This window comes from Thermodesulfobacteriota bacterium, from assembly GCA_040758155.1.
Classification (GTDB): Bacteria; Desulfobacterota; Deferrimicrobia; order Deferrimicrobiales; family Deferrimicrobiaceae; genus UBA2219.
In genome coordinates this window covers 1-6,447 of sequence record JBFLWB010000134.1, presented here as the reverse complement: position 1 = coordinate 6,447, position 6,447 = coordinate 1, and the positions used below count along the sequence as shown (strand labels likewise).

Below are 6,447 nucleotides of genomic sequence, written 5' to 3'. Positions count from 1 at the left end.
TGTGCACCTTCTCGCACGGGACGCCGTTGTCGGTGCACATCTTTTCCGCTACGGCCAGCGCCTTCCCGGCCATCTCCTTCCGCTCCGTTTCCGCCTGCGCCATCGCCTCCTGCGCCTTCTTCCCTTCCGACAGCGACCAGATCATTTCCGGCGCGTAGATCTCGCGGAGCTCCCTGGCGGAAAACTTGTCCGTTATGCAAATGGCGGTGATCCTGGCATGGAGGTCTTTGGCAAGTAAAACACCGTGGCAGGTGCCGAACGCGCACTTCCCCAATCCGTCCGTAGGCAATAAGATGTTCTTGTACATGCCGCCTCCTTTTCTTCCTGACTTCCTAAATTATATCAACAATTTTCTATTTGGCGGGCACCGCATGTCAAGCCGGAAGATGACCGCGGGGCGCCGTTTTCTCCGGCGCCCGCGGGACGCGGAAAAAAAGAGGGGCGCCGGCATGGCGGCGCCCCTCCTTTCCCCGGCCGGTCGTATCCGGTTACTTCTGGAAAACCGCTCCCCGGTACCCGATCCTTCCCTTTTTCGGGGCGTCCGGCGCCTTGAAGAAGACCCTCCACGGCAGCGGTTCGGAGAGGGAGGATTCCTTGCCGGTGTCCAGGACCGCCTGCAGGGAGAAATAGATCTTCTCCCCCTTCGTCATCTCCAGGGACAGCGGCTGGAAGTCCACGGAACGGGAGGAGATCGACGTTGCCAGCGGCACCAGGTTACCTGCCTCGAGCGAGGGATCCCGCGTCCAGTACGCATTGTACCGGATGGCGCGCCCCGCCCCGATCGCCTGCCCGTCCGCGTAGGTCGTGACCGCGGCCCAGGAAAGCCTCCAGGTCGTCCCGTCCGATCCCGCCGGAACGCCGATCCGGAGGTCGCCCGGCACCGCCGGTCCGGCCGGGTCCTCGTTGACGATGGTCACGGTCCGGGAGGCGGTCTTCGTCACGCCGCCGCTGGAGTAGCCTGCGTTGACGGTGACGGTCTGGTTGGCGGAGACGGAGGCCGCCGTGAGGACGCCCGCGCTGCTGATGGAAGCGTAGGAGCCGGAGACGCTCCAGCTCGCCGATACGATGGAGGAGGTGCCGTCGGACCAGGAGGCGGTGGCGATGAAGTCCCCCGTTTTCCCTTCGGTGACGGATGCGGGTCCGCCGACGGCGAGGGCGGTCAGCGTGGGAGCGACGTTGACGACGGTGACGGATTTCGAGGCGGTCTTCGTCACGCCGCCGCTGGAGTAGCCGGCATTGACGGTGACGGTCTGGTTGGCGGAAACGGAAGCCGCCGTGAGGACGCCCGCGCTGCTGATGGAGGCGTACGAGCCGGAGACGCTCCACGTCGGCGTGACGGCGGAGGAGGAGCCGTCGGACCAGGATGCGGTGGCGGTGTAGTTTCCGGAGCTCCCTTCGTTGACGGAAGAGGGACCCCCGATGGAGATGGAATTCAGCGTTTTCGACACGACGCCGGGAACGACCCACGAGCGGGGAGCGGAGAACCCGGAGACCTCGCCCGAGCTCAAGGCGGTCTTCATGGCGAAATAGACCGTGCTGCCCGGCGTCATCCCGAGCGCGGACGGCTCAAACGATCTGGAGGTCTGCGTCACCCCCGTGGCGACCGCGGCAGGCGAGGTCAGGGAAGAGCTGCCGGACCAGTAGATCGCGTAGGTTACTGTCTTTCCGGTGATGGGCGTGCCGTCGGTGTAGGTCGTGACGGGAGACCAGGAGATGGTGTTCGCGGCGAACGCGGCGCCGCTGAAGGCCAGAAGGAATCCGAGCGTCTGGAGAACCCGGGTCGCTTTTCGCATGGCGCGCTCCACCCGGGTTCTCATGACCGCACCCAGAGGATCGGTTCCATGAACGCCGACTTCTGCCGGTCGGTTCCGACCGCCCTGAGCGAAACGTACAGCTCCTTCGCAGCCGGCAATTCCTGGAGGTTGTCCAGGTCGAACTCCGTCACGAGCAGCCTGGAGTAGGCCGATCCGGTCTCAAGCGGGAACTCCTCGACCGCATCCACCTGGGCTACCGGGGAATCCGCATCGGTGAAGTTCCGGTCCTCCCTCACATAGATCTCGTAGTAGTCGAGGTCGTCGAATGGATCGATGACGTTGTTGTCGATGGTCGTTTCCGGCGGGTTCCAGGACAGCAGGGAGGAGACGTCAGTCTGCGTCCCGGCCAAGGTGCCCTCGCCGCCGCCGCCGCATCCGGCGATCGATGCGACGATGGCGGTCAATCCAAAGAAGACAGCCAAGGTGCGTAGTCGGATCATCGGGAATCCTCCAGGCCCGTCGTTTTGATACAGTGGCCTTTGTAGGAAACAGGCACTCTCAATAACCGTGCCCGGATGGATTCCCGCGCGATCATACTTGGCATATGGCTGATTTATAAAAGGATTACAGGCAAGAACGGTTGTGGAGATACTGGGGGGCGACGGTCAGCCCGGAATACAAATCTTTCTTGGGAAAGAAAGTATTACGATAATGTAACCGTCCTACCGGGTCAGCGACAGCAGCTCGTCGGCTTCTCTGTATCCGCTGACGACGCGGCCGTCCGGCAGGATCATGGAAGGGGTCCCCTGGATCTGGAGGCGGTCGGCAAGGCGGATCGTTTCGTCCACCGCCCGGCTGTCGCATTTTGCGGGCGGGACTTCCTTGCCGGAATAGATGTCGTCGAGCACCTTGCCGGACTTGTCGCAGACTGCGGCGAGGCACTTCGCGTAGACGGCACGGTCGCCCGGGTTGCGCGGGTACGGCATGACGAAGAAGGCCACCTCGGGGTCCTTCGCGATCGCCGTCTTGATCTCGCCGTGCAGCCGGACGCAGTGCGGGCAGGACGGATCCGTCAGGACGATGAGCCGCCGCTTCGACGAGGGATTCCCCAGGACGATGGCGTTCTCGAGCGGGATGGAGGAGACGTCCACGCGGTTAAGGTCCGCGTAGCGGAGACGCGTGAGATTCTCCCGGTCCGACACCCGGAAGAAATTTCCCTGGAAGAGGAGCTTCTTCGAATAGTCCATGTAGAGGGGGTAGACCTTCCCGCCGATCCCCGCGTCCACTTCCCATACTCCCGGGAACGGACCGGGGATGACCGCCACGACGTTGTCCACCATGCCCTTGAGGACCGAGGCCGCCTCTTCCCGGCTCAGGGAGTGGCAGCCGACGCAGGACCCCTTCATTGCGCCGTGGTCCTTGAATGCGGATGCGGGGGCTGCCGCCAGCGCCGGCGAGATCGCGATGATGAAACAGCCAAGCGCAATTTTCCTTTGCATCTTTTCCCCCGGTTCCGGCATTTGTTCTTTTATAATGGATTGTACACCCGCAAGGATCGGACGCCGGGCGGTTTTCAGGCCTATCCGACGGGTCGTTCCCGTGGATTGTGCTTGACGATATCGCGTGGCATTTGTAACAATACATCGCTTCGATTACCAAAAATCGTTTTACGGAGGGCCCGAATGGGAGAAGGGACGGTCGGGCGTCTGTTCCTGGAACGCCGCAACCGGGTTTGTCTGCTCGTCGCGGCCATCCTGCTCCTGCCCATCGCGGCTCCCGCCGTCGCGGACGCCATGGACCTCAAGCTCTCCTCGAGGACCTACGGGCTGATCTACGAGCGGGAGCGTCCGGGCGGGACGAAGGATCGCTTTGCGCCGCTTTTCGAGTATCTGTCGACGGACCTGGAGAATGTCGGCGGGAAGAACGTTTCCTTCCATTTCTACGGCTGGGGGCGGGTCGACCTGGCGGACGATACGGGGACCGACGGCACCTCCGGGGAAATCGGCAGCGCGTACGCCGAGTACCTGCATCCGGAAGGGAACGCCCAGGCGAAGCTGGGGCGGTTCTTCCTGACGGAGGGGGCGGCGATGGACACGATCGACGGGGCGTTCGTCAAGATGACGACTCCCGTCGGGTTGGGCGTGTCGCTCTTCGGCGGCATCCCGGTGGAGTACAGCGAGATTCCGGGCAGGGAGAACGGCGACTCGCTTTACGGCGGCCGGGTCTTCTTCGCCCGGTCGGGCCGGATCGAGCTGGGCGTTTCGTACCTGAAGGAGGAGGGCTCGATCCGTGAGACGGACCGGGAGCTGTTCGGCGGCGACCTGTGGCTCCAGGTGATCCGCGGCGTGGAACTCACCGGGCAGGCCTTCTACAACGACGCGACGCACGGCATGGCGTACCAGCGGTACGCGCTCCGGGTCGTTCCGGGGGCCACGGTGGACGTCTCGGCCGGATTCGAGTCGTACGATTACAAGGACCTCTTCGGGGCGACGCTGAACCCGGCGTTCGCGTTCCCCTTCCTGAGGCAGGAGGACGATGTCAATTCGATCTTCGCCATCGTGGACTGGGAGTTCATGAAGGGGTGGACCCTGGAGGTCGTGGGGAAGCGGATCATGCACGACCTGGCGAATCCGGGGGACGCGACCCGCGGCGAGGTCGGGCTGCGGCACATCTACAACAAGAACATGGACGTGATGGGGTTCTCGACGGCGTTCGTCGCCGCCGACCTTCCCGAGAACGAGTACCGGGAGTTCCGGGCGTTCGGCACCTGGTCCAGGGAAAAGCTCCGGCTGACGCTGGACGCCCTCGCGCAGGACTTCGAACAGAGGATCGCCGGGAAGGCCTTGGCGTTCCAGGTGGTCGGCACGGCGGGGTACCGGTTCCTCAAGGCCCTTCAGCTCTCCGGCAGCCTCATCTGGACCGACAGCCCCACCCTGGATAAAGACGTCACCGGGCTCGTCCGGTTGAGTTACGACTTGAGCGCCACGTTGGGAGGGAAGAAATGATGCGCCGAGCGCACATCGCGATTTTCCTCGGGGCGGCCCTTCTCGCCCTGCTTCTGGCCGGTTGCTCCGTCGTATCGAAGACGCCGTCCGTTCCGCCGAAGCACCCGGAGGAGCTTCCGGCGGGACGGGTCAACTGCCTCGAATGCCACGAAAACGTTTCCACGGGTTCCCTGAAGCCGTACGGGACGTTCCGGCATTCCCGGATCTTCATCAACTCGCACGGCACGTACGCCCGGCAGAGCCAGCGGCTGTGCGCGTCGTGCCACGCTCCGTCGTTCTGCCAGACGTGCCACGCGGGGAAGGAAGAGATCAAGCCGAACGTGAAAATGGGGGACCGGCCGGACCGCATGGCGCCGCACCGGGGCGATTACCTGATCGCTCATCGGATCGACGGCCGCCTCGACCCGGGGTCCTGCTTCCGGTGCCACGGCAACAAGAACGACGCTGTGTGCAGGCAATGCCACCGCTAGCGGGATAGAGGTCGATTTTTCGGGGAGGAGCGAAAGGAGACGCGCATGATGCCGGGATTCCGTGTTGACCAGCCCGCGAAGGCTTTCGCCCTGCTGTCGCTCCTGGCTGCCGCCGCGTTCGCAGCCGGGTGTTCGAGCGCCAATAACGTGAGCGATGCGGCTATCGCAGGGGAAAGCCACATCAACGCCGCCGGCCAGTCCGTCCCCGGGTGGGTCGTCGTCCCCACCGGAGGGCAGCACGCGACCGCCGCCACGCAGGATTTCCTTGCCGGCGGCGCGACCGCCGCGTGCGCCGAGTGCCACGGGGCGGACCTCGCCGGCGGCATCTCCAAGGTCTCCTGCTTCGCGAATCCCGCGGGATGCCATCACGGCTCCGTGCCCGGGTGGGTCTCCTTCGTCCCGGGCGCGACCCAGCCGCACGGCTCCGCCGCGAAGCGCAATCCCGGCAGCTCCGGGTTCGCCTCCTGCCAGGTGTGCCACGGCGCCGGCTTCAACGGCGGGAGAGTGCCGGTCTCATGCTTCTCCTGCCACGGGGTGAACGCGCCGCACCCCGCGCGGGTATGGCGCGGTCCCGCAAATACCCACCTCGATACGCATCCCGACAACGCGCCCGTCTGCGCGGAATGCCACTTCCCGGGCTCTCCGAACAACCCGCTGAACCATCCGACCGCTCCCGCTCCCGCGGGGACGCCGCCCGGATGCTTCAACAACACCCTCTGCCACGGCGTCGGCGGTTTCCACCCGGAAAACTGGGCCGCGTCCGGGCAGCATGGGCCCGCCGCCAAGGGGCCGGTCGCCGCGTCCACCGGTTTCGCCTTCTGCCAGACCTGCCACGGGGAGGACCTCTCCGGCGGCGAGTCGAGGGTGTCCTGCTACCCGTGCCACGGGGTCACCGCGCCCCATCCGGTGGGGTTGAGATGGGTGACGGTCGATCCGCCCACGCACACGAACACGAACACGGGCAACGCGCCGGTATGCGCGATTTGCCACCAAGCGGTCCCGGGCACGCCCGGCTGCTTCAACGGCACGCTGTGCCATGCGATTCCGGGAGTTCCTTAAGAAAGGATAGCGCGGGCGCCCCGGACCGGGGCGCCCGCTGCAGCTTTCTCTACCCGACGAAGATCGCGCGCAGTCCGTTCACCAGCCGGTCGATCCCCTCGGCGGCCGTCTCCTCCCGCAGATTTCCGTACGAGATCCTCAGCCAGCAGCCGTCCGAGG

7 protein-coding genes are annotated in these 6,447 nt (G+C 65.1%); 3 read left to right on the top strand and 4 right to left on the bottom strand.

Annotated elements, in window-relative coordinates; all coding sequences use genetic code 11:
* From AB1346_08860 to AB1346_08845, 4 genes are all read right to left on the bottom strand, one after another.
* A partial coding sequence (locus AB1346_08860) for a universal stress protein (protein ID MEW6720545.1) occupies nucleotides 1-307 on the bottom strand: 307 nt, incomplete at its 3' end.
* 181 nt (nucleotides 308-488) lie between these two features.
* The gene (locus AB1346_08855) at nucleotides 489-1,793 is read right to left on the bottom strand and encodes a hypothetical protein (GenBank protein ID MEW6720544.1); all 1,305 of its coding nucleotides are present in this window, start codon (nucleotides 1,791-1,793) and stop codon (nucleotides 489-491) included.
* A 20-nt stretch (nucleotides 1,794-1,813) separates the two neighbouring features.
* Entirely contained in the window at nucleotides 1,814-2,254 is a 441-nt protein-coding gene (locus AB1346_08850) for a hypothetical protein (GenBank protein MEW6720543.1), read from the bottom strand.
* 222 nt (nucleotides 2,255-2,476) lie between these two features.
* A complete protein-coding gene (locus AB1346_08845; GenBank protein ID MEW6720542.1) occupies nucleotides 2,477-3,253 on the bottom strand; it encodes a DsbC family protein in 777 nt (258 codons plus the stop codon).
* 183 nt (nucleotides 3,254-3,436) lie between these two features.
* Between AB1346_08845 and AB1346_08840 the strand changes: the two genes are divergently transcribed.
* From AB1346_08840 to AB1346_08830, 3 genes are read left to right on the top strand one after another with little or no spacing between them, the layout of a single operon-like run.
* Nucleotides 3,437-4,759 (top strand): hypothetical protein, encoded by a 1,323-nt coding sequence (locus AB1346_08840; protein MEW6720541.1) that lies wholly within the window; start codon nucleotides 3,437-3,439, stop codon nucleotides 4,757-4,759.
* Entirely contained in the window at nucleotides 4,756-5,229 is a 474-nt protein-coding gene (locus AB1346_08835; protein ID MEW6720540.1) for a cytochrome C, read from the top strand. The genes AB1346_08840 and AB1346_08835 overlap by 4 nt, the downstream gene beginning before the upstream one ends.
* 45 nt (nucleotides 5,230-5,274) lie before the next feature.
* Nucleotides 5,275-6,288 carry a hypothetical protein gene (locus AB1346_08830; protein MEW6720539.1) on the top strand — a complete coding sequence of 338 codons (1,014 nt, stop codon included), beginning with the start codon at nucleotides 5,275-5,277 and terminating at the stop codon, nucleotides 6,286-6,288.
* Nucleotides 6,289-6,447 lie beyond the last annotated feature (159 nt).

Excerpts from the sequence above, each read along its gene's own strand:
- AB1346_08855 (MEW6720544.1), bottom strand. The coding sequence starts at position 1,793 with ATGCGAAAAGCGACCCGGGTTCTCCAGACGCTCGGATTCCTTCTGGCC.
- AB1346_08850 (MEW6720543.1), bottom strand. The coding sequence starts at position 2,254 with ATGATCCGACTACGCACCTTGGCTGTCTTCTTTGGATTGACCGCCATC.
- AB1346_08845 (MEW6720542.1), bottom strand. The coding sequence starts at position 3,253 with ATGCAAAGGAAAATTGCGCTTGGCTGTTTCATCATCGCGATCTCGCCG.
- AB1346_08840 (MEW6720541.1), top strand. The coding sequence starts at position 3,437 with ATGGGAGAAGGGACGGTCGGGCGTCTGTTCCTGGAACGCCGCAACCGG.
- AB1346_08835 (MEW6720540.1), top strand. The coding sequence starts at position 4,756 with ATGATGCGCCGAGCGCACATCGCGATTTTCCTCGGGGCGGCCCTTCTC.
- AB1346_08830 (MEW6720539.1), top strand. The coding sequence starts at position 5,275 with ATGATGCCGGGATTCCGTGTTGACCAGCCCGCGAAGGCTTTCGCCCTG.